This is a genomic window from Penaeicola halotolerans, assembly GCF_016464625.1.
Lineage (GTDB): Bacteria > Bacteroidota > Bacteroidia > Cytophagales > Cyclobacteriaceae > Penaeicola > Penaeicola halotolerans.
Genome location: NZ_JAEAGO010000001.1, coordinates 94,124 through 120,665, shown reverse-complemented (window position 1 = coordinate 120,665; position 26,542 = coordinate 94,124). Strand labels below are relative to the sequence as shown.

Annotated in this window: 17 protein-coding genes; 9 read left to right on the top strand and 8 right to left on the bottom strand. The window is 40.5% G+C overall.

Features of this window, described 5'->3' with window-relative positions:
- Nucleotides 1-53 precede the first annotated feature (53 nt).
- From I5349_RS00550 to I5349_RS00540, 3 genes are all read right to left on the bottom strand, one after another.
- Entirely contained in the window at nucleotides 54-3,278 is a 3,225-nt protein-coding gene (locus I5349_RS00550) for a S41 family peptidase (protein WP_226388768.1), read from the bottom strand.
- Nucleotides 3,279-3,423: 145 nt separating this feature from the next.
- Nucleotides 3,424-4,497, bottom strand: a complete 1,074-nt coding sequence (locus tag I5349_RS00545) for a mannose-1-phosphate guanylyltransferase (RefSeq protein WP_226388767.1) — start codon at nucleotides 4,495-4,497, stop codon at nucleotides 3,424-3,426.
- 1 nt (nucleotide 4,498) lies between these two features.
- The gene (locus I5349_RS00540; protein WP_226388766.1) at nucleotides 4,499-5,470 is read right to left on the bottom strand and encodes a KpsF/GutQ family sugar-phosphate isomerase; all 972 of its coding nucleotides are present in this window, start codon (nucleotides 5,468-5,470) and stop codon (nucleotides 4,499-4,501) included.
- Between the two features lie 79 nt (nucleotides 5,471-5,549).
- On the opposite strand from I5349_RS00540, the gene recQ reads away from it, so the two are divergent.
- From recQ to I5349_RS00520, 4 genes are read left to right on the top strand one after another with little or no spacing between them, the layout of a single operon-like run.
- Nucleotides 5,550-7,739: a DNA helicase RecQ gene (gene recQ / locus I5349_RS00535; protein ID WP_262895339.1), complete on the top strand. Its 2,190-nt coding sequence runs from the start codon at nucleotides 5,550-5,552 to the stop codon at nucleotides 7,737-7,739.
- A 19-nt stretch (nucleotides 7,740-7,758) separates the two neighbouring features.
- Nucleotides 7,759-9,054: a phosphoribosylamine--glycine ligase gene (purD, locus tag I5349_RS00530; RefSeq protein ID WP_226388765.1), complete on the top strand. Its 1,296-nt coding sequence runs from the start codon at nucleotides 7,759-7,761 to the stop codon at nucleotides 9,052-9,054.
- A gap of 46 nt (nucleotides 9,055-9,100) precedes the next feature.
- On the top strand, nucleotides 9,101-10,570 hold the full coding sequence (locus I5349_RS00525; RefSeq protein WP_438865879.1) for a PSP1 domain-containing protein: 1,470 nt from the start codon (nucleotides 9,101-9,103) through the stop codon (nucleotides 10,568-10,570).
- Nucleotides 10,567-11,049 carry a gliding motility lipoprotein GldH gene (locus I5349_RS00520; protein ID WP_226388764.1) on the top strand — a complete coding sequence of 161 codons (483 nt, stop codon included), beginning with the start codon at nucleotides 10,567-10,569 and terminating at the stop codon, nucleotides 11,047-11,049. The genes I5349_RS00525 and I5349_RS00520 overlap by 4 nt, the downstream gene beginning before the upstream one ends.
- Here I5349_RS00520 and I5349_RS00515 read toward each other — a convergent pair.
- Both I5349_RS00515 and I5349_RS00510 read right to left on the bottom strand, forming a co-directional pair.
- Nucleotides 11,039-15,073: a DEAD/DEAH box helicase gene (locus I5349_RS00515; RefSeq protein WP_226388763.1), complete on the bottom strand. Its 4,035-nt coding sequence runs from the start codon at nucleotides 15,071-15,073 to the stop codon at nucleotides 11,039-11,041. The genes I5349_RS00520 and I5349_RS00515 overlap by 11 nt on opposite strands.
- Before the next feature lie 6 nt (nucleotides 15,074-15,079).
- Nucleotides 15,080-15,892, bottom strand: a complete 813-nt coding sequence (locus I5349_RS00510) for an SDR family oxidoreductase (RefSeq protein ID WP_226389497.1) — start codon at nucleotides 15,890-15,892, stop codon at nucleotides 15,080-15,082.
- Nucleotides 15,893-16,105: 213 nt separating this feature from the next.
- Here I5349_RS00510 and rlmD point away from each other — a divergent pair, with 213 nt between their 5' ends.
- Both rlmD and I5349_RS00500 read left to right on the top strand, forming a co-directional pair.
- The gene (rlmD, locus tag I5349_RS00505) at nucleotides 16,106-17,515 is read left to right on the top strand and encodes a 23S rRNA (uracil(1939)-C(5))-methyltransferase RlmD (protein WP_226388762.1); all 1,410 of its coding nucleotides are present in this window, start codon (nucleotides 16,106-16,108) and stop codon (nucleotides 17,513-17,515) included.
- Between the two features lie 3 nt (nucleotides 17,516-17,518).
- Nucleotides 17,519-17,896: a hypothetical protein gene (locus I5349_RS00500; protein ID WP_226388761.1), complete on the top strand. Its 378-nt coding sequence runs from the start codon at nucleotides 17,519-17,521 to the stop codon at nucleotides 17,894-17,896.
- Between the two features lie 43 nt (nucleotides 17,897-17,939).
- Here the strand turns inward: I5349_RS00500 and thiL are convergent, their stop codons facing one another.
- Nucleotides 17,940-18,968, bottom strand: coding sequence for a thiamine-phosphate kinase (gene thiL, locus I5349_RS00495; RefSeq protein WP_226388760.1), 1,029 nt, complete (start codon nucleotides 18,966-18,968; stop codon nucleotides 17,940-17,942).
- A 6-nt stretch (nucleotides 18,969-18,974) separates the two neighbouring features.
- Nucleotides 18,975-19,379 (bottom strand): methylmalonyl-CoA epimerase, encoded by a 405-nt coding sequence (gene mce, locus I5349_RS00490; protein ID WP_226388759.1) that lies wholly within the window; start codon nucleotides 19,377-19,379, stop codon nucleotides 18,975-18,977.
- A 120-nt stretch (nucleotides 19,380-19,499) separates the two neighbouring features.
- On the opposite strand from mce, the gene I5349_RS00485 reads away from it, so the two are divergent.
- From I5349_RS00485 to I5349_RS00475, 3 genes are all read left to right on the top strand, one after another.
- Nucleotides 19,500-19,826 carry a HesB/IscA family protein gene (locus I5349_RS00485; protein WP_226388758.1) on the top strand — a complete coding sequence of 109 codons (327 nt, stop codon included), beginning with the start codon at nucleotides 19,500-19,502 and terminating at the stop codon, nucleotides 19,824-19,826.
- Between the two features lie 221 nt (nucleotides 19,827-20,047).
- Complete coding sequence (locus I5349_RS00480; RefSeq protein ID WP_226388757.1) at nucleotides 20,048-23,176, top strand: SusC/RagA family TonB-linked outer membrane protein; 3,129 nt, start codon at nucleotides 20,048-20,050, stop codon at nucleotides 23,174-23,176.
- A gap of 5 nt (nucleotides 23,177-23,181) precedes the next feature.
- The gene (locus tag I5349_RS00475) at nucleotides 23,182-24,549 is read left to right on the top strand and encodes a RagB/SusD family nutrient uptake outer membrane protein (protein WP_226388756.1); all 1,368 of its coding nucleotides are present in this window, start codon (nucleotides 23,182-23,184) and stop codon (nucleotides 24,547-24,549) included.
- Nucleotides 24,550-24,647: 98 nt separating this feature from the next.
- Here I5349_RS00475 and I5349_RS00470 read toward each other — a convergent pair whose 3' ends face one another.
- A complete protein-coding gene (locus tag I5349_RS00470; RefSeq protein ID WP_226388755.1) occupies nucleotides 24,648-26,531 on the bottom strand; it encodes an amidophosphoribosyltransferase in 1,884 nt (627 codons plus the stop codon).
- Nucleotides 26,532-26,542 lie beyond the last annotated feature (11 nt).

Sequence of the window (26,542 nt, the reverse complement as noted above, 5' to 3'; positions counted from 1 at the left end):
TAAAAGAAAAAAGAAAGGCCACCCCATTTTTGGAGTGACCTTTTGAAAGTTCATTATTTAATTTCTTTGAGCAGCTCTTCGATAGCTCTTTCGAGTTGTTGATCTCTGCCTTTATCAACTACACCAGGCATATTTTTGACTTCAATGTCTGGCTTAGTTTCATTATTTTCAAGCCATTCGCCAGCTTTGTTTTTAGCACTGATCGGCACAGCACCCCAACGAGTACCATCAGGTAATCCTTCCCATCCAGCAAAGCTACAAGTACCTGGTACTGGCATGCCGACAGTCTTGCCAATGCCAAGGTCAGTATATCCACAAGCAAAGCAATGTCCATCGCTATAATTGGCTTCATTGAACATAGCGAGTGTAGGTTTAGTCCATCTTGCTGTAGGCTCAAATCCTACTTCTCTATCCTCAGTAGCATAAGTCAAGAACTTCTCTCCAGTAAAGAACATGGCCAAATCAGCTACTAAGTCACCTCCACCATTGAATCGTGTGTCTACGATCACAGCTTCAGATTCACTATACTTACCCATCATCTCTTCAAATACAGTTCGGTACGGACCATCACTCATTCCAGGAATATGCACATAGCCTAATTTACCATTACTTGCTTTTGCTACCTCCTCTTGGTTCTTTTTCACCCATCTTCTGTAGAGCAATCTATTTTCTTCTCCTAGTGAGATTGGCTTGATCGTCACTTGCTGACGAACTTTAGTCTTTGGATCTACAATATCAAGTAGCGTAAATTTACCCGCTCTTCTATTCAGGTACTGCGCGACATCTTTATCAGTAGCGATAGTAACTCCATCTATCTTTTCGATCAACATACCAGGTTTGATTTTTAGATCAGCCTTATCTAATGGACCTCCTTGGATGATCTCTTCGATCAAAATACCTTCAGATTTATGATTGTAATCCATAAATATCCCTAAAGAGGCTGTTGCGTCCGCCTCAGGGATGCTTCTACTATACCTTGCTCCAGCATGAGATACATTGAGCTCACCGATCATTTCAGAAAGCATTTCTGAAAATTCATAACTATTACCAATGTGTGGGAGGTACTTAGCATATTCCTTTTTCATTAGGTCCCAGTCTACCCCATGCATATCAGGTGTGTAGAATATCGCTTTGGTACGCAACCATACGTGCTCAAACATATAGGCTCTCTCAGCAATTTCATCCAAAGGCATATCACCACTGATCGAAATCATGTCTCTTTTACCGTTATCAGGATTGATCTTAGAGATGCGTCCATCGCTTAAGAGATAAAGGTTTTTCATATCCTTATCCCACTGAAGTGAACCAAAACCAGCATTGAGTGCGATCTCTTGCTTGGTTTCTCTTGTTCTCAGATTAGTACTCCAAAGATTCATCCCTCGCTCAAATCTGGCTAGGTAGTATAACTTCTCTCCATCTTTAGAAAGTACCGCATCGCCTAATGAAGAGCTATGGATAGTCAGCCTAGCTTTTCTATCACGAATATCTTCTAGTTCAAATTTCAGATCTTTAGAAGGTGTTGCTTTCTCCTCCTTTTTGTCTTTATCATCCTTTTTCTCTTCTTCTTTTTTAGCCCCTTTTTCTATCTCTTTGAGCAGTTCAAAATCGTCCTTGCTCAAATTGAATCTATCCCAAGCCTCTTGAGTAAAGAACATGCTGTAAACGTCTGATTGAGTAGCGCCACTCGTAGCATAACTTCTCAAACCATCACGATCACTGAACCATAGCATTTGCTTACCTTCATTGACCCACTTAGGACGAGAGTCTCCATAGCCGCTTTGGGTCAGATTGACCATTTCTTTAGAGCCATCTGCAGCAAGTAAAACCACTTCACCATTAGACATAGTTGGTCTGTAGCTAGCGAGAAGCCACTTGCTATCTGGACTCCAAGTGAAGTACTGATCGCCATCTTGCATATGAAAAAGCTCCTCTGGCGTCAGTAGCGTAGTCATTTTCTTAGTTGCCAAATCCATCACCTTAAGGGTACGTCTAGCTTCGATGAAGGCTAGTTTTTTGCCATCTGGAGAAAGTTGTGGCATGTAGTTATCATATTCATTGCTCACGAGTTCCTTTTCTTCCAAAAGAGTAGATGCAAAGAAGAATGGCTCTTCTGACCTCACTCTCTTTGTTTGAAATATGACCCACTTACCATCCTGCTCTCGCGCATAGATGATTGACTTACCATCTGGCGCAAAGCTCACAAATCGCTCCTGCTCAGCAGTTGTAGTGATGCGCTTAGTGATAGATCCATCTACAGAAGTAACAAAAACCTCTCCCCTAGCGATCACAACTACTTCTTTACCATCAGGAGAAATATCCATTTCTCTAATACCTCCATTGATAGAAATGAAGCTGTCCTTGTTCTTAATGTCTTGCGTGCGAAGTGTCACAGCTAGCTTTTGTGGAGCTTCTCCAGCTTTTGCTGTGTAGAGTTCTCCATCATAGCTAAAACTCATCATGCCATTTTGAGCAATGCTGAGCGAACGTACTGGATGTAATTTAAAATCTGTGATTTGCTTTCGCTCTGTAGGATTAGCCAATGAAAGCTGGTGTACATTAAACGTTCCGCTTTCCTCACTCAAAAAGTAAATGCTCTGCTCATCTGGCGCAAAGACGGGGTTTCTATCCTCTCCATAAAACTTCGTGATCATCTGATGCGATTTAGACTTGGCATCATATACCCAAATGTCTCTAGCTATACCTGATTCATGATGTTTTCTAAACTCATTTTCCCCACCTTTTTTATCATGATAGATCATTTTGCTGCCATCCTTGCTTACTTGCACATATTCCGCAGGTACCGTCCAAACCATGTCTACACGACCACCAACAGCTGGCACACTGTATAATTCAGGTTGAGAGCCAGTAGGATACTGTCTATGAGAAGCTAAGTCTTGGCGTACTCCCCCAAAGATCACTGATGAACCATCAGCAGAAAAGCTATATGGCATCTCGTCCGAAGAATGGTAAGTCAATCGCTGGGCTGGCCCTCCCGCTGCATCCATGATGAAAACATCAAAATTTCCATATCTATCAGAGGCAAAGGCTATCTTCTGACTATCCTTACTCCAGACAGGCATGTAATCGTGCCCTTCATGAAAAGTCAACTGAGTAGCGGCTCCACCAGAGGTAGCTACTGCATATAAGTCACCCTTGTAGGTAAAGACTATTTTCTGACCATCAGGAGAGATGGCTGGATAGCGAGCCCATTTGGGACTCACTTGAGCTACCGAAACTAGCGTCAGCAAACTCAATAACAAACTAAAAGTGTATTTCATAGGATTTGATTTGATGAATGATTGAATTTCGAAATTACTAAAAATGGAGTTACTAAACTCGTTTATTTGATCAATGGATAAAGTTGATTAAATATGGATACATATCATAAAAAAGCCTCTCTAGTTAATAGAGAGGCTGTTGTGTTTAGATATATTCTTCACCTTTGTTTTTAGCATCAGCAACAAAGTCTCGAAACTTACTTTCCGCATCTTTTTTACAAATCAAAAGCACATTATCTGTATCAGCTACTAAGTAGTCTTCTAAGCCTTGGATTACGATTAGCTTATCTTTTGGTGCTTGGATATAGCATCCCTGACTATCGTATGTAAGCGCATTGGCATCTATGACATTTTGATTTTCATCTTGCTCTCGAAGCTCGTGAAGTGAAGTCCAAGAACCGAGATCCGACCATCCAAAGTCTCCTAAGACAACATACACCTCACTATCTTTTTCAAGAACTGCATAATCTATGGAGATATTTTTACAGAGCATGTAGGCCTTTTTGATAAAATCGGCTTCACGGTCTGTATGAAAGCTAGGAATCCCCTCTGCAAAAACCTCTGCTAGCTCAGGCTCATGTTTTTCAAAAGCCTTGATGATACTCTGAGCAGACCAAATGAAAATACCTGCATTCCACACAAATTCTCCACTTTCTACAAATGTTTTAGCTAGGTCTAGGCTAGGCTTCTCTGTGAAAGTTTTGACTTTTTTGATCGGATTATCACTTGGGTTGTATTGGATGTAGCCGTAGCCAGTCTCTGGCCTGTTGGGTTCTATACCGAGAGTCAGTAGTTTATCTGAATCAGTGGCGGCAGTGATTGCCTGCTGGACCTTCTCATGAAAAAGCTGTTCGTTGATAATCAAATGATCCGAAGGTGCGACCACAAGTATGGCCTTTGGATCTATGACTCGGATTTTATACGCTGCATAAGCAATACAAGGTGCCGTATTTCTCCGGATAGGTTCGAGCAGTATTTGATGGTCACTAAGCTCTGGTAGTTGCTCTTTGACCAGATCTCCATACAGTTCATTAGTGACCACATAGATTTGATCACTTGGACAGATCTGCAAGCTTCTTTGATAAGTCATTTGAAGAAGTGATCTCCCAGTGTTTAGGACATCTAAAAATTGCTTCGGATGATTATTTCTGCTGTAAGGCCAAAATCTACTACCGATCCCGCCCGCCATGATCACTACATGCGTATGGTTTTTTTGCATTTTATTTTACGATTCCTTCTTTGATGAGATCATGCAAATGAACAAAACCAGCGATTTTTCCATTATCAGTGGCTACAAGTTGCGTGATGTTAAAAGCTGTCATCACGTTAAACGCCTCTACTGCATATTGGGTTTTGTCGATAGTCTTTGGACTTGGAGTCATGATATCTTGTGCCCTAATGTGCGAAATATCAGTATACTTTTCAAGCATTCTACGCAAATCCCCATCTGTGACGATACCAACCAGTTGCTCTTGACTATCGACTACAGCAGTTGCTCCTAACCTTTTACCTGATATCTCTACGATCACTTTCTTGATATCTGCATCTACCGCTACTACAGGTATGGCATGCTTAGAGATGATGTCTTCTACTGTGAGATAAAGCTGCTTACCCAGCGCACCTCCTGGATGATACTTAGCAAAATCCCTGCTACCAAACTGCTTGGCTTCCATCAGACAAACTGCCAAAGCATCTCCCAAAGCCAGATGTGCTGTAGTACTAGTAGTGGGTGCGAGATTGTTTGGACAGGCTTCCTCTCCTATGGTAGCATTGAGTACAAAGTCCGCATGCTCCGCCAAGTAAGATTTCGTATTGCTTACCAAAGCAGCCAGCTTTGATCCAGTGCGCTTGATCAAGGGGACGAGTACTTTGATCTCTGGTGTATTGCCACTTTTGGAGATACAAATCACCACATCCTGATCTTGAATCATGCCTAGATCACCATGAATGGCATCTGCTCCATGCATAAAAAGCGCAGGTGTTCCTGTAGAATTGAAAGTAGCCACCATTTTTTGAGCGATGATAGCACTCTTGCCTACACCTGTGACGACTACCCTACCTTTGCAGGTTAATATTTCTTTGACACAATTCTCAAAATCAGTATCTATCAGATCCGCTAGCTTTCTGACAGCATCTGCCTCATTTATTAATGTACGTATAGCAGAATCCTTAATATTTTTTTCTAACTTCAATTTGTCCAAGGTTTATGATAAATTTGTCTGACAAATATACGACAAGAATCAATTTTCTTTTGGTAATCATCGGTCGTTAATGAAGATTGAAGTGGAGCAACAAATCAAGAGCAAACTAAAAGAAGTATTTGGCTTCAGCAATTTCAGGGGAAATCAGGAAGCTATAATCAATAATATATTATCAGGTCGCAATACCTTTGTGATCATGCCTACGGGAGCTGGAAAGTCCCTCTGCTATCAGTTACCTGCCATCGTGAGAGAGGGTACAGCCATTGTTATTTCTCCACTGATAGCTTTGATGAAAAATCAAGTAGATCAGCTTAATGCGGTGAACATCAAAGCTAACTTCCTAAACTCTACCCTGACTAAAACAGAAAGCAATAAAATCAAAAAAGAAGTGCTCTCTGGAGAAGTCAAATTGCTCTATGTAGCCCCAGAGTCACTCAATAAGGAAGAAAATATAGCATTTCTCCAAAAATCAAACATCTCTCTAGTCGCTATCGATGAGGCGCACTGTATCTCAGAATGGGGTCATGACTTTCGTCCTGAGTATAGAAAGATCAAACAAATCATCGCTATGATCGGTAATTTACCCATCATCGCACTTACGGCTACAGCTACTCCAAAAGTCCAAATAGACATCCAAAAAAACCTTCAAATGGAGGATGCGGATGTATTTAAATCTTCGTTCAATCGAAAAAATCTTTATTACGAAGTAAGACCAAAGATCAAGAGCGAATCGAAAAAGCAGCTGATCAAGTATGTGAAATCTCATAAGGGTAAATCTGGTGTGATCTATTGCCTTAGTCGTAAAAAAGTAGAGGAAATAGCAGAGCTACTCAGTGTGAATGGTATCAAGACAGCACCATATCATGCGGGATTGGATGCTTCTGTGCGGATGAAAAATCAGGATGATTTCCTCAATGAGGAAGTAGATGTGATCGTAGCAACTATTGCTTTTGGTATGGGGATAGATAAACCAGACGTTAGGTTTGTCATTCACTATGATACACCTAAGTCGCTAGAAGGCTATTATCAAGAGACTGGCAGAGCAGGAAGAGACGGACTGGAGGGCAATTGCATCATGTTTTACAAGTATGAGGACATCATCAAATTGGAGAAATTCAACAAGGATAAGCCTGTCAACGAGCGTGAAAATGCAAAGCTCTTGCTACAAGAAATGGCCTCCTATGCGGAATCCTCAGTATGTAGAAGAAAGCAGCTCTTACATTACTTTGGCGAGCGCTTTGATGAAGAGTGTGGCTTCTGTGATAACTGTCAAAAGAAAAAAGAAACATTTGATGCCAAAGAGCCTCTCCAACTAGTACTCAAGACAGTACTTCAGACCAAAGAACGATTTGGCATCCCGCATATATGCAATGTCATCAGAGGCGTACATAGTGAATACACAAAGAGCTACAGCCATGACAAATTAGACGTTTTTGGCAAAGGTGGAGAACAGCAAGAAGTCTTCTGGAAAGCTGTGATTCGTCAAGGCATGATCGAAGAATTCTTAGAAAAGGATATCGATAACTATGGTGTAATTCGCCTCACGGAAAAAGGTAAATCCTTCATCAATGATCCTTTTGGCATTACCTTTAGCCATGATCATGACTTCACCTCTATGACTGCTGAGTCAGAAGTAGCCGAAGTGCAAAATGCAAGCTCCAAGGCATACGATGAGAAGCTTTTTGAACTGCTAAAAGCTGAAAGAAAAAAGGTAGCTAAGTCTAAAAACCTACCCCCGTATGTCATCTTTCAAGATCCTTCGCTCGAAGAGATGGCTACACTCTACCCTACTACTCGAGATGAACTCGCCCAGATCAATGGTGTAGGTATGGGTAAAGTAGTGAAATTTGGTTCGAGCTTTTTGGAGCTGATCAAAAACTATGTGGAAGAAAATGACATCATCACTGCTTCAGATGTGATCGTCAAAACTTCTGGCAGCAAGTCTAAGATCAAGATCTTTATCATCCAGCAGATAGACAGGAAAATAGATCTAAATGACATCGCTGATGCACAGGGACTCACGATGGATGAACTGCTCAGGGAGATCGAGCAAATCTGCTATTCTGGCACCAAACTAAATATCAATTACTACATCGACAATACGATAGATAGTGATAGACAAGAAGAACTCTATGACTACTTCATGACAGCAGATACAGACAACATCAAAGTAGCACTTAGCGAACTTGATGATGCTGACTTTAGTGAAGAAGAACTTAGGCTAATCAGGATTAAGTTTATTTCTGAATTTGCCAATTAACCAATACAAACCTTAAACAATGAATATATTACTTTTAGGATCAGGCGGAAGAGAACATGCTTTTGCTTGGAAGATAGTAGCTAGTCCACTTTGTAAAAAATTATACGTAGCGCCTGGAAATGCAGGCACACAACAAATAGCCGAAAATGCTGCCCTCAATATCAATGATTTTGATCAGGTCGCTTCATTTTCTTTGCAACACGATATCAACCTTATTGTAGTAGGTCCAGAAGAGCCACTAGTGAGAGGTATCAAAGATTACTTTCTGTCTATACCAGACCTTAGGCATATCCCTGTGATAGGTCCTGATAAGCTTGGTGCTACGCTAGAAGGCAGTAAAGATTTCTCTAAGAACTTCATGCTAGAACATGGCATTCCTACTGCAAAGTCAGCCACTTTTGTACCTAGTCAAATAACTGAAGCCATCGCATATGTCAGTCAGCACAGCCTCCCAGTAGTGCTCAAGGCTGACGGCCTAGCTGCTGGCAAGGGAGTACTCATCTGCCAAAGTCATGAAGAAGCTGCTCGAGAGATTAAGAGTATGCTGGTAGATCTTAAGTTTGGACAAGCCAGTGCCAAAGTAGTAGTAGAAGAATTTCTACAAGGTATTGAACTTTCAGTTTTTGTGGTAACGGATGGTAAGTCCTACAAAATTCTTCCAGAAGCGAAAGATTACAAGCGCATTGGAGATGGAGATACTGGACTCAATACTGGTGGCATGGGTGCTGTATCTCCTGTGGTATTTGCTACAACAGATTTTCTCCAAAAGGTAGAAGACCGCATCATCCAACCTACCATAAAAGGTCTGAGGAAAGCAGGCATGAACTACTCTGGCTTTATTTTCATCGGCTTAATGAACGTCAATGGTGACCCATATGTGATCGAATACAATGTACGAATGGGGGATCCAGAAACAGAGGTTGTACTTCCTAGAATCAAAAGTGATTTTGTAGCGATGCTTCAAGCTGTCGCTCATGAGACACTCGATCAGTATGCCTTAGAAATAGACGAAGAAGCTGCAGCTACAGTGGTCATGGTAGCGGGTGGATATCCAGAAAACTATGATAAAGGAGATGTAATCTCTGGACTAGAGCATATCAACAAAGCACTGGTTTTTCATGCAGGGACTAAACGTCACGAAAATGGCCATCTACTGACAAATGGTGGGCGCGTACTAACAGTGACAGGTAAAGGAAAAAGCATTGCTGAAGCCCTAGAATATGCTTACGCTGGTGTAGAAAAGATCCAGTGGAAAAACGTTAATTATAGAAAAGACATTGGAAAGGATTTACTTTCCTTTAATTTTAATCAGTGAAATCAAGTCGGAGTACCGGCAATACATATATAGAAAGGAAGGATTCATGTCGGGATGTGCAAGTTGTGGCACCGCCAATAGCGGTAGCGATGTAAAAGGATGTAATAATAATGGCACCTGTGGCACAGGCGGATGCAATAAGATGAACGCATTTGACTGGCTCGCCAATATGGATATGCCTATAGTTGATAAATTTGACATTGTAGAAGTCAAGTTCAAAGGAGGAAGAAAAGAGTATTTCAGAAATGTAGACAATCTCTCTCTCACTACAGGAGATCCTGTAGTAGTAGATGTACCAAACGGCCATCATTTGGGATTTGTGTCCCTTCAGGGAGAGCTAGTCAGGCTACAAATGCAGCGTAAAAAAGTAGCTAATAATGATGAAATCACCAGAATATATAGAGTCGCTACGGCAAAAGATTTAGAGAAATTTTACGAAGCGCAAGCTAGAGAAACACCGTGCCTCTATCGTACAAGGCAAATCATCGAAGAGCTAAAACTCCAGATGAAGTTATCAGATGTAGAGTTTCAAGCGGACAATTCTAAAGCTACATTTTTCTACTCAGCAGAAGACCGTGTGGACTTTAGAGAGTTGATCAAGCTGCTCGCTGGGGAGTTTAAAGTTCGCGTAGAAATGCGTCAAATCTCTCTCCGACAAGAAGCTGGTAGACTTGGTGGTATTGGAGTTTGCGGCAGAGAGCTTTGCTGTTCTACTTGGCTCTCGGACTTCAAAAGTGTAGGTACTTCAGCTGCACGCTATCAAAACTTATCACTCAATCCAAGTAAGCTTTCTGGTCAGTGTGGGAGGCTTAAGTGCTGCCTCAACTACGAGCTAGATACTTATATGGATGCACTTCAGGACATTCCCAAGGTAGAAGCTCCTCTGCAAACAGAACAAGGCAATGCCTATTTACAAAAAACTGATATCTTCAGAAAAATCATGTGGTTTAGCTATGGCGGAGATAGTAACTGGCATGCTATAGAGACTGAAAGAGTGAAAGAGATTTTGGTCCTAAATGAAAAGGGTAAAAAACCTGTCACCCTACTTGATGATGAACTAGAGATAGCAGATGCCAATGAAAGGCTAAATAGTGACCTAGAGCAAATCGATAAAAAATACGCGAAGAAAAAAGGTAACAAAAAGAAAAAGAAACGTAGACCATCTGATCAAGAACGAAGCGGTAATTCAGCAGCAAAATCTACCAACGAAAACCCTTCTGCCAAAAGAGAAGAGCCTTCTTTGAAAAGAGAAAACACAAACCCTAGACCTCCTAGAGATTCACAGCAGAGAAGACCTCCTAGAGAAGGGAATAGACCATCAAATGATAGTCAAACTGCCAATAGAGGTCCAAGACCAGAAAGTACTCCTAGACCTGAGAGACGTAATGTAAAGCCTCAGGAAAATCTTGGAACTACCGGAGAAAGCACAGAAAACAGAAGGCCAAAAAACAATAATAAAAGAAAAGGAAGAGGAAATAATCCCAACAGAGGGCCTAAACCTGATACATCAGCATGAGAAAATCTAACCAATGTATAGGTCTCATTTTTATCATACTTGCCATGATCGGATGTGATAACGATTTGGTATCTGAGGAAAATAAGACCTTTGCTGACTTCAATTGGTCTGAGACCGATACTACTCGTTTTGAGCTAGTGGTGAACGATACTACACAAGCACACTCACTCAGAGCGCAGGTGAGATACAATGCTGATTTTAAATACCATAATTTCTATATGACTTATTGGCTCCTTGACTCTATTGGAAATACCATCGACACTCAACTAGTGAATTTTTCACTTTTTGATCCAATTACCGGTAAACCACTAGGAGATGGATTTGGCTCATCGTATAGAAGTGACTATGTGCTAAATGAGTCATTGACATTTCCATATACTGGAAAATATGAGCTAAAACTACTCCAATACATGAGAGAATCTAAACTCAATGGAGTAGAGTCAGTGGGCTATCGACTGGAGCGTGCCGCTACTCAGTAAAGTACTTCAACATATCAGTCGTCAGCTTACCTTTATCTAACCAATACTGACGACTGAATACTCTCCTATAAGGCCAATTCTTATCACTAAGCAACATAGGAAGGTAAGCATGCGAATCCTTACTAGATCCCGCTAGAAAATAACGATTATCATCTGTCAATAACCCTCCGATTAGATGATCATTTTGCCACATCAGCACATCCATATATGGATAGTTGGTCATGGTTTTGACTATCTCATCTTCAGATAGCAGTGTCGCTAGCCTCTGTTGTAAAAACCACTCTTGCCCGAAACCACCCTCAGTATTGGCTTGACTTTCTGGACTGAAAGTACCCTCAGAAACTGATTTTGCAAATGCTAAATATTCTTTCAGTAGCTTTGGCCCATCATTTTTAGCTCCTGCTACCTGGAGTTGCTCTGGCCAGATGCTCGTAACCAAATGAATCGCTTGCCTAGCTCTGGTGATGGCTACATTGAGTCTATTGGCTCCTCCCACTTGGTTGAGGCTACCAAACTGCATCTGAAGTTTTCCTTTATCATCAGGAGCATAACCTATAGAAAAGATCAGTTGGTCACATTCATCTCCTTGGACATTTTCTATATTTTTAACAAAAGCCAGATTCATTATAGGTGATCCTTCAGATTTAGCATTTCGGTAATCTATGAGATCATAGATTAGGTGCTGCTGTTTTGCATTGAAAGTAATGATTCCTATGCTCTGCTGAGGATATTTTTGACTCAACTCTTCTAAAAGCAGTACAACCCGTTCAGCTTCTACCGGATTAGTCTGATGCTTCCAAGTGCCCTCCACTTTGATGTAATTGATACCTGGAATAGCATTTTTAGCCAGTTCGTAAGCCGGCAGCATATACAGCTTATCTTGATAAAAGTGCTTGTTAGAAAAAGCAATCAGATCAAAAGACTGACTTCTGTAATGGCCTTTTAGATGAACATTTAACAATTGGTTTTTGCATAAATCCAGAAGAGACTCTACCTCTAGCTCTGTCAGTTCGTCCTCCTCTACTTCAAGTCTAGGCTGATACAGATCAAAAGGTCTCAACTGCTGATCATCACCAGCGATGACTACCTGTCTTCCTCTCAGCATAGCTGGGAGACCCTTCTCCGCAAAGCACTGAGAAGCCTCATCAAAAATGACTAAGTCAAAGACACTTTCCATCGGAAAAAGTGCAGATACTGTCTCTGGAGAAGCAAGCCAGCAAGGTACCAACTGAAAAATCTCTTGAGCATAAGATTCAAATAGTCTTCTAATTGGCCAAATCTTTCGCTTTTTAGTGACTTGATGCTGTAGGTCTCTATATGTTACGCGGTTATTGAGACGGTTATACTCTACGGAGTTATAAGTTTGCTCTCGACAGTTCATCAGTACTATCTCTGCACTGATGGATAATTTCTCTTGAATATGCCAGATCAAATCCTGCTCAAGCTCATCAATATACATCGTAGAGGCCTTTCTCAGCACAGGAAACTTCACTTCGATATGATCGATCCAAGCTAACTTGATACTATTGAGAAAAAGTGCAGCAATGTCCTCATATTGATTTACTGTATCGGAAAAAATTAATTTCTGTATAGCGCCCTTTTCATCCTCGTGAAGACTCATCTTCATCTGATCATGTAAACAAATCTCATCAAAGTGCTGATCTAAAAAGTCAATCTCGGTTTTCAGTTCCTCAGGACTCTTCTCTAAAAACAAACTATGAATTTGTATGGAAGATAGATACTGAGACCAAGAAGAAAGCTGCTCTTGAAATCCCTCCACGTAAGCAATGATTTCGTCTAGTTGCTTGCACAGTTCTGGGTGACTTAGCTGTGAGAGCGACATTTTACTAGTCAGCTGAAGTAGTTTTGCAGTCAGCACCCTAGCCTCCCCTGCTTGATAGTTCGTCTCAAACCAAGCGTCTAGTACACGAGTATCTTTCTTATTTTCAGGTAGTTTAAGCCACTTGGTCTGCTCTAGTATAGTCTCTTGATGGGTAAAATTAAACTTACTGTTGATCTTCTGCTCCAGTATCTCTAATGACTTGACATCTTTTCCAAGATGATTTTTGCTCAAGGCTAGTTGAACGGCCTTAGATGATTTGGAAAAATACCGCCATTTCAGCCAAGGCAGCATACTCTTTTTGGCATCTAAGCCCTTGTACACTTCTTTGTAGACCTTTTGCAAGTCTTCCTGAGGAATCGTCCACTCAATACCAGGCTTTTCGAAAAGTCCCATAAAGACTCTATACCAGTTATCAAACCATAGCAAGTCTATCTCCTTTTCGGAGACCGAAAGGATCTCTTTCCATGCAGTAAAGGTCTTATAGTCATCTAGCAGCGCTCTCAACTGCACGATTTGATTTAAATTTTCTTCTAAGAAAAAGAGAAACTCAAAGTTGAGTGATTTGCCAAGTATCGCCTCCAATGAAGATATCCCCTCAGAGCGGTAGCCAGAGATTTCGACTAGCGCTGCTTTGATAGATCGCTGATCGCGCTGCTGATATCTTTCAAAAGTCTTACGATTTAGCCAAAAGCACTCCTGTTCATCATATAGATTGTGTCCTTTGAGATATCGTTTGAGCTTAGGTAGGAATAACGGCACCGTCTCGAGTGTGAAGTACTTGTAGTGTTGTGTGAGATCTACTTGAGCTGCTTCTGGATCTGATGTCAGGTAAAGCTCTTTGATACTCATTCCACACTCTGAAGTATCATATAGCGCATTTTTCATTTCATCAAGCTGTTCTGTGATCTGATCGATCATGCGACTACTTTGCAAAAATCTACGCTCAAGCTGGATACTATCTAGTCCATTATTGACTTGCTGATATTTGTCTAATGCATCTATCTGATAAGCAAGCTGTTTGTAAAGTTCCTTTCGGTCAGCTCTAAAGTCATGTACTATACCTGCAAATTGCTCTAGGCCTTTTTCTTCAAGCCTCTTGTATACCACATCCAGCGCTGCGCGCTTCTGAGAAACGAGCAGCACCCGCTTACCTCTACTAGCAAAGTCTGCCATCAAATTAGTGATCAGCTGTGACTTCCCTGTACCTGGAGGTCCTTGCACGACTATAGAGTTACCTTTTTTGACTGCTTTGAGCGCATTTTCTTGATGGGCATCTAGAGGATATGGTGTGTAGATATGCTCTTCTCGGATCTTATTGAGAAAATAAGTATAGTCTCTAGAGTGAGTTTCTAAAGGCTCCTGATCGCTGGCAAACTGCCTATGCAATAGTTCCTCAAGACTCCCTTCTTCAGAAAACTTCTCGATCAAAAAGTCATAATCTGGCGCTAAGTAACTATCTGACTGAGCAAATAAACCTAAAACTGCTTCAGAATAAAGCTTAAGCTCACCTGGCTTGGCCTCACTTTCTAAATCTTTCTTTTGATAAGCTTCAAACTTGCTGAGTTTGTTTTGAAAAAGATCTTGATTGAAATTGATCGCAACTGGGGATTCTTTGAGCAATTGGTAAAGCTGGGTCCTAAAAGCCAAACTATCTGTATCAAACCCTTCAAGCGTCTGCTCTAAAAATTCAGCACTTAACTTTTGTTCTTGAAAATGACTGTAGGCAAGTAAAAATGTACGATTGAGAATAGGAAAAGCATGCTTAGGGACTTTGAGCTCCCATCTGCTGTTTTGTGGTACTAGATTTACTGGGAAAAATAAAAGCGGGCATCTGACAACTTGCCCATTATTAAAAGCTCCTTTCACAAAGGGCCATCCTACGTAAAATTGTTTTTCTCCTGACTCCTGCTCTATGAACTTAGCAGTCCTTAAGATTTTTTTGAGCTTAGTCGAGACTGCATTGACATCCTCATCTCGTGGGTCTGCTACCTCACACAAATCGATGTTTTGTACCCGACTGATCATCTCCTCAATGATCCGAAACGATCCACCTTTTGCGATAAAATCAAAGTCTTGAAGATCGATCATCTGTTCTGAGGCTAATCTCAAAAGTAGTAATGAACGATTTCTGCTACTGAGATCAATCAACCTGTTTTGAAAGGTTTTCAAGACTTTTTCCATAGTATGCTATTTAAATGGAGAATCCTTTTCCTTGGCCATGTGTCGATAGACTACATGATCCATGATACCGGGAATCCACTTATTCAAGAATACTGCCAATTTGCCTTCTCCAGTGAGTACCACTTGACGCTTTCTACGCTTGACTGCGCTATAAATTTCCTTAGCCACATCTTCTGCGCTCATCATTTTACTCTCTTCACGAGGTGACTCTCCTTGAGATTTTCCATCAGCCGTGAGCGCATTATTTCTGATATTTGAGGTAGTAAAACCTGGACTGATTACCATGACATTTACTCCTCGCTTCATCACTTCTGTTCGAAGAGACTCCATGAATCCATTGATCGCATACTTAGAGGCTGTATAAGCTGTCCTCGCTGGAGTACCTCTGTAGCCATTGATCGAAGATACGGCCACTACGCTTCCTTTAGAAGCTAAAATATATGGCAGACAATACTTAGTAGCATATACAGTTCCATAAAAATTCACATCTATCACCTGCTTGAAAACTGACAATTCAAGGTCTTCAAAAAGCGCACGCATGGAAATCCCAGCATTGTTGATCAGGATATCTATGTGACCATATTGTGCCATGACTTCCTGAGCCATCCGTATGTTATCTTGTTCAGATGCCGCATCTGCTAAGACTGCAAGGCAATCTATCCCCTCTCTTTGTAGAGATACTAATGTCTCATCGAGCTTGACACGACTACGCCCAGTGATGACTATCTTTGCCCCTGCTTTTCCAAACTCGTGTGCAGTGGCTTGTCCAATACCTGAGGTGGCTCCTGTGATGATGACTACTTTATCCTTTAGCATAATCTAAAATATATAACAGCACAAAAATATGTAAAAATGAATAGGTAGCTCGATTTAAAATCAGTCATAAGTTAACCAATATATAAAGCTCCCACAATAACAGACGATTAAGTTTTAACTAATCTATCTAATCAAAGTTTTGAGGAAGTATTTATCCATAGGAATAGAGTGACTAGGCCTCGTCTAGCAACATTTATTTTTGTATTTTTGCGCGCTATGGCGAGAAATAAAATGAAGAATCAAGTCATTGAAGACTTGTTGGTAGAGCGTATCGCATCTGAGGGCAAATGTCTTGGACACTATGATGGCAAGGTAGTTTTCATAGAGAAAACTGCTCCGGGAGATGTTGTGGATGTGCGTGTCAGAAAGTCCAAGAGTAGCTTCATCGAAGCTGAAGTGATTAACTATAAATCATATTCTAAAGATAGATCTGAGCCATTTTGTGAGCATTTCGGTGTATGTGGTGGCTGCAAGTGGCAGCATATAGACTATGCACTTCAAAAAAGCTACAAACAGCAGCAAGTCATCGACAATTTGAGTAGAATAGGTAAGGTAGCCCTACCTGAGATTTCACCTATTCTCGGTTCAGCGGAGACACGCTACTACCGAAATAAGCTTGACTTCACCTTTTCAAACAACAGATGGCTGACATGGGAAGAGATCGACTCAGGAAGAGAATTTGAAAAAAATGCTCTTGGCTTTCACATTCCTAAGCGTTTTGATAAAATCATAGATATCGAACACTGCTACTTACAAGGTGGTATATCCAATGATGTTAGAAACTCACTGAGAGATTTTGCACTTCAAAACGGAATCACTTTCTATGACTTGATCGCACAGACTGGTCATCTCCGAAACCTTATCATCCGAACGACCAGTACGGATGAAACTATGGTGATCGTGCAGTTTGGTGAGGATGATCAAGCGGTCATCGAGCAAGTGATGAACTTCTTGAAGACCAAATTTCCAAAGATCACTTCTCTTTTATACATTATCAATCTCAAAAAGAATGAGACTTTTCATGACCTTGAGGTGGTGACTTATGCTGGATTACCCTATATCACAGAAGTCATGGAAGGTTTACAGTTTCGAGTAGGTCCCAAGTCATTTTATCAAACTAATCCAAATCAAGCTTACGAACTGTATAAGGTTGCCAGAGATTTTGCAGGGCTTTCGGGCAATGAAGTAGTCTATGACTTATACACTGGCACAGGTACTATTGCTAACTTTGTAGCTTCGCAAGCCAAGCAGGTGATCGGTATAGAATATGTGGAAGCAGCGATCGCTGATGCTAAGATCAACTCAGAGATTAATAACATCAAAAACACGCTCTTCTACGCTGGAGATATGAAAGATATGCTTAACGATGAGTTTATCGCCTCACATGCTCGTCCAGATGTTATCATCACTGATCCTCCGAGAGCAGGGATGCATGAAGATGTCATCAACATGCTCATCAAACTAGTTGCACCAAAAATCGTCTATGTAAGCTGTAATCCTGCCACACAAGCAAGAGATTTAGCACTTTTAGATTCCTACTATGCTGTGGAGAAAGTACAGCCAGTGGATATGTTTCCTCAGACATATCACGTAGAAAATGTAGTATTACTCACCTTAAAAAAATAAGGCATGTATCACGAAAATGATCCAGAACTCAACGGTAAATATCTAGGCACTATCACTAAAGACTTTGTCAAAATAGCGGATACAATCAAAGAGGCAGCCTATCAGATCAGAAGCAAAAAGTTTTCTGACTATCCTATATTTCCGATATGCAGAACCCTTCAACCTATAGGACAGCTATTGATCGGCAATAAGGACAAACCGCTCGAATGGAATTATTACATCACTTATATAGATGAGTTTGTACAAAGAAAACTTGTAGACTCAGAGATGCTTGATGAGTTTAAGAAAACATACAAAGATCCAGATGAGTACTGCTGCTTATTTGTGATCGATGAGGAGTTTACCAATTTCGTCTTCATTCCCTATCCCAATGAGGAATAAATGAAAAAACCGAGAGGAAATAATCTTCTCGGTTTTCTTTTGGTTAAAAATGTTGCCAGCCTTGTGCTTTGAGCGACACCACCGTACCACTCTTGGTCACTAGATTCATGCCTTTGTCTCTTTCATGCACATAGCCGATGAAGTGGATATCTGGATGCATTTTGAGTTTTTCATAATCTTCCTGCTTGATCGTAAAGAGCAATTCATAATCCTCTCCACCATTTAGTGCGCAAGTGATCGGATCTAGATTAAACTCCACAGCAGTATCAAATGTCGGCTTGGCTATCGGAAGTTTATCTTCAAAAATTTGAACCGCTTTATCTGATGCTTTAGCTATGTGAAATAACTCAGAAGCCAGACCGTCAGACACATCTATCATAGCAGTAGGCACTATTCCTTGCTCTCGCATTTCGTGGATGATATCTGTACGCGCATCCGATTTGAGTTGACGTTGAACTACATATTCATAAGGTGCTAGGTCAGGCTGCATCTCTGGATTGGCTAGGTAAACTTGCTTTTCTCTCTCTAGCACTTGAAGACCTACATAGGCCCCTCCTAGATCTCCAGTCACACAGATGATATCTGCTAGTTGCGCTCCAGATCTATAACTCAAATCCTCCTTTTTGGCCTCACCCACAGCAGTGATCGATAGGACTAGTCCTGCTCTAGAAGAGGTAGTGTCGCCTCCTACAAGATCTACCTTATAATGCTCACAGGCAGCTTTGATCCCATCATAAAGTGCATCTATCGCTTCTAAAGAAAATCTATTGCTAATACCGATACTGACCGTGATCTGAGTAGGTACTGCATTCATGGCTGCGATATCAGAGACATTGACTGCAACTGCTTTGAAGCCTAGATGCTGTAAAGGATGAAAAGATAAATCAAAGTGTACACCTTCTAATAGCAAATCAGTTGAAATAACCATCACCTCTCCATTACCCTTGTCAATGACCGCAGCATCATCTCCTATACCTTTGACAGTAGAAGTCTGCGTAAGCGCAAAGCCACTACTCAATCTCTCTATCAAACCAAACTCTCCTAGGTCTGCTAATTCCGTTCTCTTTTCCATTTTCACTTATTCCTTTATTTCTTGACAAAGTTCGATCAGTACACCATGAGCACTTTTTGGATGTATGAAACAAACTAATTTATTATCAGCACCTCTTTTCGGCTGTTCGTTTAGTAGGACAAATCCTTCTGCACGGAGTCTATCCATCTCCGCATGGATATCTTCTACATCAAAAGCGATGTGATGAATCCCTTCTCCTTTCTTTTCTATAAACTTAGCAATAGGGCTATCCTCTCGAGTTGCCTCAAGCAGTTCTATCTTAGAATCTCCTATTTTAAAAAAAGAAGTCAACACCCCTTCAGAAGCTACCTCTTCCTGTTTATAAGGGTCAACGCCTAATAATTTACTATAAATTTTATCAGCTGCCGCTATCTCTTTGACAGCGATACCGATGTGTTCGATTTTAGTCATCCTTATTAAGTATAAATCTAAATAAATCTTTAAATTTGTGTCAGGCTTAGAACTTTTCTTCTCATCAGAGAATTAATAATAAGCAATCGAATCACAAAGATACTATAAATCATAAGAAGCATGATAGCAGTAACAGAGAGAGCCAAAGAAAGAATCCTAGAACTTAGGAGTACAGAAGGAAGAACTGCCAATGATCATATCCGAGTAGCTGTAAAGGGCGGAGGATGCTCTGGATTGATGTATGATTTGGAATTTGATTCGGCTCTGAAAGACACAGACCAAGTATTTGAAGATAAAGGAGTGAAAATCATCGTAGATAAGAAAAGCTTGCTTTACCTAGCTGGGACCACACTTGAGTTTTCAGACGGGCTTAATGGCAAAGGCTTCCAATTCATCAATCCAAATGCTACACGCACTTGTGGATGCGGAGAGAGTTTCGCTATATAGGTTACTACAGACCTCTATCTTATTTTGATCCTTGCAAACTTTGCAGGGATTTTTTGTTTTGTTTAACACTTAAGCAGTATTATTAATTTTTTCTTAAACATTACGGGCAAATTTTAGCTTTTTTACTTAACTTGCATATTAGTTTTATGGACCAAACAGTACCGAAAGGTTCTTTTGGTCTCTTTTATTCAAATTTATTTTAAACCAAATCACAATCAACTATGAGAAAAGTTTTACTTGTAGCAATGGCTTTGTTGATCAACATTAGCTATAGTGCTATGGCTCAGACTGGTAGAGTCTCGGGCAAAGTAGTCTCTGGTGAAGATGGGCAACCACTACCAGGCGTAGGCGTGCAAATCAAAGGCACGACTAGAGGAATGGCTACTGACTTAGATGGTAACTATGCGATCGACAATGTACCATCTGATGCTGTTTTAGTATTTTCATTCCTTGGGTTTACTACCCAAGAACAAAGAGTAGGCAATAGATCTACTATCAATGTAACCCTTCAGCCAGATACTGAGCTTCTAAATGAAGTAGTAGTTGTAGGTTACGGTACTCAAGATAAAAGAGAGCTCACAGGAGCTGTATCAAGCGTCAATGCCGATGTGATCAGAGACGTACCTGCTACAGGTATCGATCAGGCACTACAGGGTAGAGTAGCTGGTGTACAGATCAACCAAAACTCTGGTACTCCAGGTGGAGGTATCTCTGTGAGAATTAGAGGGGCATCTTCTATCTCTGCTTCAAACCAACCACTTTATGTAGTAGATGGTGTACCGATGACTACTGGTGATCAGTCTCAACTAGGTTTTGGTGGACAGTCTATCAATGCCCTGACTGACTTAAACCCAGCGGATATCGAGTCTATGGAAGTTCTTAAGGATGCTGCTGCTGCTGCGATCTACGGATCTAGAGCCGCTAACGGTGTAGTACTTATCACAACAAAAAGAGGTAAAGATCAAAAGACACAAGTGAACTTCAATGCATATTGGGGTACTCAAGAGCTCTGGAACAAGCCTAAATTCTTGAATAGAGATCAATACCTGCTTTTGATGAAAGATGCTTTTTCACTGGCTGCTCTTGGCAAAACTCCAGAAAATACTACTGATAAAGAAATCTTAGATTGGTTTTATGGAGAAGTTGATCCAACTATATCGACTGCAAATGGTAATCCGAGCGATTTTTATGGTGATAATATTGATACTGATTGGGTAGATCAAGTAACTAGAAGAGCACCAATCCAAAACTATGAAGTCAATATGACTGGTGGAAATGATAAGACAAGATACTATATCTCCGCTAACTATTTTGATCAAGAGGGTACTGTTATCAACTCTCGTTATAATAGAATCTCTACAAGATTTAATCTTGATCACAACGTAACTGATAGGTTTTTAGTGAGTTTCAGCTCGCAGTTGAGCAGATCAGAGCAAAATAGAATTGTATCTGATAATACGCTTAATGGTCCTTTTGCTAACTCATTAGCAGCCTCTCCTCTTTGGCCTGTATTTGAAGAAGATGGTAGCTATACAAGACCTCAGTACTTCTACTCTAATCCTGTAGCTGAAGGTACTGAAAATGACGATGTCAATCAGTCTATCAGAGCACTTGTAAACGCTTATGGTCAGTATGAAATCACTGATGGATTAAAAGTAACACTAAGAGGTGGTGCAGATATCTTGAATTTCCAAGAGAGAAGATACACTCCTGATAACTATCCTGGTAGTTCTTCTACTGCAGAAGGTGGTGCTGGTAATTTCAATACTTCTAACCCAATCAAGTGGGTAGGTGAAGTAGTTTTTGACTACGCAAAAACTTTCAATGAAGTGCACAATCTAGCAGTTGTAGCTGGTCATAATAGAGAAGAAAACATCATCACTACTTCATCAGTAAGAGGTATTGGATTTCCTGGTGAGCGTTTTAGATACCTTGGAGCAGCTGCCACAGTAAACTCTGGTAGCAGTAGCTTTGCAGGTTGGGGACTTGAATCATATTTCGGTAGAGCTAACTATGCTTACGATCAGAAATACTTACTATCTGTGAGCTTTAGAGCTGATGCTTCATCAAGATTTGGTGAAAACAACAGATGGGGTTATTTCCCTTCAGTATCTGCTGGATGGAGAATTATAGATGAAGACTTTATGGCTTCTCAAAACATCTTCACTGACTTAAAAGTAAGAGGTTCTTGGGGTATCACAGGTAACCAAGAAATTGGTAACTTCTCTTTCAGAGGTCTTGCAGGTACATCTAACTATTTAGATAGACCAGCGATTGCTCCAGCTCAATTGGGTAACCCAGATTTGAAATGGGAAGAAACTACTCAAATCAACGTTGGTTTAGATCTTGGTTTTGTCAATAACAGAGTGAACCTGATCGTTGACTATTACAAGAAAAATACAACAGATCTTCTTTTCGCAAGACCAATCCCAACTCAAAACGGTTTTGGTTCTTACCAATCAAATATTGGATCAGTTGAAAACGAAGGTCTTGAATTCACGTTGTCTACTGTCAATGTTGACCAACCAGGCAATGGTTTTAAATGGAGATCAGATCTTAACATTTCTTTCAATAGAAATGAAGTAACTGAACTGTTCAACGGGGAGGACGTATTCTATGGATTTGGTGGTAACTCACTAGTCTTAAGAGAAGGACAACCTATTGGAACATTCTACGGTTTGATTTCAGACGGTGTATTCATGACGCAAGAGGATGTTCCTGCATCGAGACAAGCAGCAGGTATTCAAGCTGGTGATATGAACTACAGAGATATCGATGGTGATGGTGTTATTACCGATGATGATTTCACAGTACTTGGTAATGCTCAGCCTAAGTTTGTAGGTGGTTTTAATAATACCTTCTCATATAAAGGCTTTGATCTACAAGTATTCATGCAGTTTTCTTATGGAAATGAAATCGCTAATGCAGCAGGTAGCTTCCAAGAGGGTATGTTTGCCAACTTCTTCGATGATAACAACAAAGCTACGGTAGTTAATAGATGGAGATCTGAAGAGAATCCAGGTAATGGTCAAATTCCCAGAGCGACTTTTAGTGTAGCGGCAAATAGAAACAATGCTTCAAACACCTCTAGATTTATAGAGGATGGATCTTTCTTAAGGTTCAAAAACGTAGTATTAGGTTATAGATTCCCTACTTCTGTTACTGAGAAACTTCAAATCAGAAGCTTAAGAGTATATGCTCAAGCACAAAACCTATTTACATTTACTAACTACTCTGGTTTTGACCCTGAGGTAAATTCATCAGGTACTAGCAATACTACACTTGGCGTGGATTTCTATACATTCCCACAGCCTAGAACATACACATTTGGTATTAACGTAGGATTTTAAGAACTATGAAAAAGAGATTTAATAAAATAATAGCGTTAGTATTTGCATCAATACTAATATTCCAAACATCATGTGATACACTAGAGCAAGATCCAGTAAACTCTATTGATGTTAATGGTGCCATTACAACTTTGGCTAATGCCAACAGAGCAATACTAGGTGTTTATTCTGCAATGCAGAGTGGCAACTATTATGGATTGAGATATCTATACTATCAAGATGTCTATACGGATAACTTACAACATGCAGGTACATTTACAACTGATCAAGAGGTTAGTGCAAGAATAATCAATCCTTCTAACCTTCAAATCAGAAGTACTTGGCAGACTATGTACGCTGTGATCAGTAATGCCAACTTTATACTTTCTGTACTAGAAGATATTACAGATGCTTCTCCAGAGCAGCTAGCCGCTTTAGAAGCTGAAGCTAGATTCTTAAGAGCATTGGTATATTACGATATGCTGAAAGTATTTGGTGGCGTACCTATCGTAACAGATTTCATCACAGACACTGAATCATTGAATTTCGCTCCTAGAGCAACAGAAGCAGATCTTTATACATTTATCATTGAAGATTTGACATTTGCTGAAGACAACTTACAAAATACTGCAAATGCTCCATTTAGAGCGAGGCCATTATCTGCTACAGCGTTACTTGCTAGAGTTTATTTACAACAAGGCAACAATACAATGGCTGCTTCAAAGGCTGCAGAAGTAATTGATGCTGGAGTTTATTCACTTCAAAACAACTATGCTGACATCTTTTCTATCAAAGGAAATAGTGAAATGATCTTAGAGCTTGCATTTAGCAACACTGATCAAAACACTCTTTCTATTTCCTCTAACCCTGCTACTGGTGGTCAGAAGTTTTATTTAAGAAATGCTTTCTTAAATGAATTTGCAGCATCAGGTGCGCAAGGTGATGAAAGATTTGCAGCATCAGTATTAGTTACATCTAGAAATAGAGTAGTGAAGTATTTCAGATCTACCACTAATGATGATAACGTTCCTTTGATCAGACTTGCTGAAATGTATTTGATCAAAGCAGAAGCAAACGCTCGTCTTGCAGGCTCGTTAACTGCAATCACTCCTACTTCAGTAATTGATGATATCAATGAAATCAGAGGTAGAGCTGGACTAGCTGACGTGACTATCCTCGATATTCCAACTGTAGAAGATGCTCTAGATGAGATCTTGACTCAAAGAAGATTTGAGTTAGCTTTTGAAGGACATAGATTTGCTGACTTGAAGAGATTTGGTCAAGCGGCTGCTCTTTATGGCAATGAGCCTTTTAGAGTATTATGGCCTATCCCACTGGTAGAAATAGAGGTAAATTCAAACCTTGAACAAAACGTAGGTTATACAAATAACTAATTTTGGTTATTAATAACCCCATAAACAAAGAAGCCACATCGATGATGTGGCTTCTTTCATTTATATGATTTTGATCTTTAAGATCTACCAATCGATACTTAATATGCTCTGACGAGTTTGCCTTCCATGAAGTTTTTAAAAGCTCTATTGACCACCTTAAATCCTCCCGGTGTTGGATAGTTGCCAGTGAAGTACCAATCTCCCGTATGCTGTGGTATAGCTGTATGCAAGTTGTCTACCGTCTGATAGATCACCTGTAGCTCTGCTCTCAAATCTTCTGGCCTGATGATCTCAGCGATTTTTTCAGAGATCTCTTCATCTGTAAACTGATTATAAACCTGCTGCACATGATTTGCCCCATTGGGATCTGCCAGACACTGCTGATAGCTCTCTTCTAACAAGTGTTGCAAGCCTCTCTCCTTCACCAAAGCCAACAATGCCCTGAAAGCTACAAAATCTTTCATTTTAGACATATCTATACCATAGCAGTCTGGATACCTGATCTGTGGCGCTGATGATACGATGATGATCTTCTTAGGCTCTAACCTATCAAGCATACGAAGGATACTCTTCTCCAGAGTAGTCCCTCTCACGATACTGTCATCAATGACGACAAGTGTATCTACACCCTTTTGCACCACTTCATAGGTAGTATCATACACGTGAGCCACCATCTCATCTCGATGTTCGTCATCTGTGATGAAAGTTCTCAACTTCACATCTTTAGTGACTAGCTTCTCAACTCTGGGCTTAAATGCCAGCAGTTCTTCAAGCGAATCTATATGAGGCTTTCCATCCAAAATGATTTCCTTTCGTTGTCTGACGAGGTATTCATCTAATCCAGCGATCATCCCCAAGAAAGCTGTTTCGGCTGTATTAGGGATATATGAAAACACGGTATGTTTTAGGTCAAAGTTGATCGCTTTGAGGACCTGAGGGATTAGTAAATTACCCAGCTGCTTACGCTCTGCATAGATATCTGGATCTGATCCTCTAGAGAAATAAATGCGCTCAAATGAGCAACTCTTCTTTGTGATCGGTGCTAGGATCTCCTTTTGATCAAATGATCCATCCTTATTGATAATCAGCGCATGACCAGGATCAATTTCCTTGATCTGATCATAGGCAATATTGAAAGCTGTCTTAATAGCTGGCTTTTCTGAGGCTACCACCACCACTTCATCATCCGCATAGTAGTAGGCTGGTCTGATTCCAGCAGGGTCTCTTACTACAAATGAAGATCCATTCCCAATGATTCCTGCCATGGCATAGCCACCATCAAAGTCTTTGCAAGAACGCTTGAGTATTCTATGAACATCTAGCTCGTTTTCTATCAGATTCGTGATTTCGATATTGGTATGTTGACCCTTATACTTATCGAAGATTCTTTGGTTTTCCTCATCCAAAAAGTGTCCGATCTTTTCCATCACAGTGACAGTGTCTGCCATTTCTTTAGGATGCTGACCGAGATTGACCAAGTGATCAAAAAGTTTATCAACATTGGTCATATTGAAGTTACCCGCTACGACCAGATTTCTACTTCTCCAGTTATTTTGTCTTAGAAAGGGATGACAAGTCTCTATACTGTTTTCTCCGTGAGTTCCATATCTCAAGTGTCCTAGCCATACTTCCCCACTGAATCCCACATGATGCTTGATCCAATCCGCATCTCGCATGAGTGCTTTCTCAGGCGCTTGCTTTTTTGCTTTTTTAAATTTCTTCCCAATCTTCTCAAAAATCTCTGCTATAGCTTGAGACTCTATCGAGCGATATCGACTGATATACCTCGTGCCAGGTCTTGTATCTATCTTGATATTGGCCACTCCTGCGCCATCTTGTCCCCTATTATGTTGCTTCTGCATCAGAAGATACAGCTTATTCACGGCATAAAGAGGCGTATCATATTTATCAATATAGTATTGGAGAGGTTTGCGAAGCCTGATCATGGCTATACCGCATTCATGCTTGATTTGATCGCTCATGGGTTGTCAGA